The sequence below is a fragment of the Mycobacterium sp. genome (genome assembly GCF_032161845.1).
GTDB lineage: Bacteria > Actinomycetota > Actinomycetes > Mycobacteriales > Mycobacteriaceae > Mycobacterium.
In genome coordinates, this window is the sequence record NZ_JAVRQA010000041.1 from 1 (window position 1) to 2,613 (window position 2,613).

The 2,613-nt window shown below is 68.9% G+C and carries 1 protein-coding gene; it reads right to left on the reverse strand.

Translation table 11 applies throughout. The features are described from left to right. A partial coding sequence (locus QOD90_RS02670) for a CBM96 family carbohydrate-binding protein (protein WP_526346402.1) occupies nucleotides 1-2,613 on the reverse strand: 2,613 nt, incomplete at both ends.

The window sequence follows — 2,613 nt, forward strand, 5'->3', positions numbered from 1 at the left end:
TGGCGTCGACGTTGCCGGCGGCGTCGGTCGCCCGTACCGCGAAGCTGTGCGCGCCGTCGGCGAGGCCCGTGTACTCCTGCGGAGACGTGCAGCGTTCGTACGCCGCGGCGTCGAGGCTGCATTCGAACGTCGAGCCGGCCTCGTCCGCGGAGAAGGTGAAGGTCGCGGACGCGCTCGACGCGGCGCCCTGCGGGCCGGTGTCGATCGTGGTCGCCGGGGGCCCCGTGTCCACCGTCCACTCGAAGGGCATCGGGTCGGCCTCGCGATTGCCCACCGCGTCGGTCGCCCGCGCTTTGAAGGTATGGGCGCCGTCCGCGAGACCGCTGTACTGCTTCGGCGAGGTGCAGCTCGCGTATGCGGATCCGTCGCGGCTGCACTCGAACGTGACGTTCGGCTCGTCAGCACTGAGCGCGAAGGAGACCGAGGTGCTGCTGGTCACGGTCGGCACGCTCGGATCCACCAAGGTGCTGGGTGGGATCGTGTCGACCGTCCACGTCCGGGTCGCGGGGGTCGGGTCGACGTTGCCGGTGGCGTCGGTCGCGCGCACCTCGAAGGTATGGGTGCCGTCCGCCAGGGCGGCGTACTGCTTCGGCGACGTGCAGCCCGCCCAGGGAACCTCGTCGGCGTCCTGCGGGTTGGGGTCCACCCGGCACTCGAACGTCGATCCGGTCTCGCTCGAGGACAAGCTGAAGCTCGCCGCGGCCGTGGTCACCGTGCCCGAGGGCCCGCTCGCGATCGTCGTCTGCGGCGGGGTGCTGTCGCCCGGCGTCACCGTGACCACGAGTTGCGGCGCGTGCGCGCCTTCCTCCTTGGAGGCGTAGTGCACGGCGTCGCTGCTAGTGGTCTTGAGCCCGAAGCTCAGCGTGCCGTCCCCCTGGACCGCCGGGGTCACGTTGAACTCGTACCACGTGCCGACGCCGACCGCGCCGAGGCTGTCGAGCTGGGTCCCGTCGATGACCGGCCGCGTCCTGTAGGTGACGGTCGGCTCCGACCAAGAGGTGTCGGTCATCTTGGCAACCGAACCGCCCTTGACGCTCCCGTTGTCGGTCACGTACATCCGCAGCTTCGCCGAGGTCACGGTGTTGCCGGTGAGTCCGGAGAGCCGGAACTTCATGTACGCCTCCTGGATCGGAGAGCCGTCGACGTAGAGGAAGCCCTTCTGGCCGTCCTTCGCGTCTTGCGCTCCGGCATCGACGTAGGCATCCTCGACGGTCGTGAACGTCCGCACGGGACCGGTCTGGGCGGTGGTCTCGCTGGCCTCCTCGGAGTACCCCGAGTCGCCAACGGCGTTGAAGGCCCGCACCCGATAGGTGTAGGTGTCGCCCGGGTTGAGTCCGGTATCGGTGTACGAGGTCACACCGGCGCCGACCGTCGCGATCTGGCCGTAGGAGCCGGAGCCCGTCTTGCGCTCGAGCTTGAACCCGTCTTCGTTGGAGCTGTTGTCCGACCAGGTCACCCGGAGGCTGGTGTCGGTGTTCGCGCTCGGCGCGGCCACGGCGGTGTCGGTCGGTGCCGCGGGGGCGGGGGCGGGCTCGCCGGCCAGGCTCATGGAGTTGTGCCAGTACATCGCGTGGCTGTTGGCGTCGGCCAGGACCACCAGCCCCGAGTCCGTGTTCGCGTTCTGCTTGGTCGTGCTCGGGTTGCTGATGTCGGTGTCGACGGCACTCTGCATGAAGGGCGTGCCCGCGCCCGGAGGGAAGGAGATGCTGTCGAGGCTCGACTTCTTGTAGTAGATCGTCCCGCCGACCTCCGGTGACACGGCGAACACGAACAGCTCGCGGTGCTGCTCGTCGATCACGACCATCGGCCGCGTGTGGAGCTCCTCCACGGCGCCGAAGTAGTGACTGGTCCATGCGCCGTGGCGGTCGCGGACGAGGAGGGACACGAACGCCTGACCGGCTTGCCGGTTCGCCGTCTTGACCGCGGCGAAGAGCCGGCCGCTGCCATCGCTGGACAGCGCCTTGACGTTCACGTGGTCGTTGGCGCACCCCGTGCTGCAGCCTCCCACACCGCCCCCGTAGGCAACCTCGGTCGTCCAATTACCGTCCGCCGCCCCATCCTGGTGGGTGGACAGGTAGAACTTGCGCGTGAGCTGGTTGCTCCACATCACGCCGACCTTGTCGCCCTGGTAGGCCACGATCGCCGAGACGTCGTCGTAGTGGACCGACGCCGCCGTCGCCGGGAGGGCGAACGGCGTGCCCCAGGCCGTGTCGCTGCCGACCGAGTGGTTGACGTAGACCTGGTTGCTGTTGTCGGGCGCCACCTGCGTATAGGTCACCCACAGTTCGCCGTCCGAGGCCTTGGCCAGGCTGACGGACTCGGTGCTGGCATGGTTGACGCTGACCGGGAAGCCGGGGTCGAGGGAGTAGACCTTGGTCAGCGGGTTGTAGCTGAAGCGCGACAGATCGGCCGAACCGGAGCTCACGTCGTCGGGGTTCGGCGGGTTGCTGTACTCCGAGACGACCGTCGTGCCGGAGACGACGTAGAGCTTGCTGCCGTCCCACAGCGCATCGCCTCGGGCCGTGCGGCGGCTGTCGACCACGGTGCCGGTGTCGAGCCAGGTCTCGGTCTGGGAGTCGAGACGCTGGATGGTCGTCGCGTGGACGCTCGTGC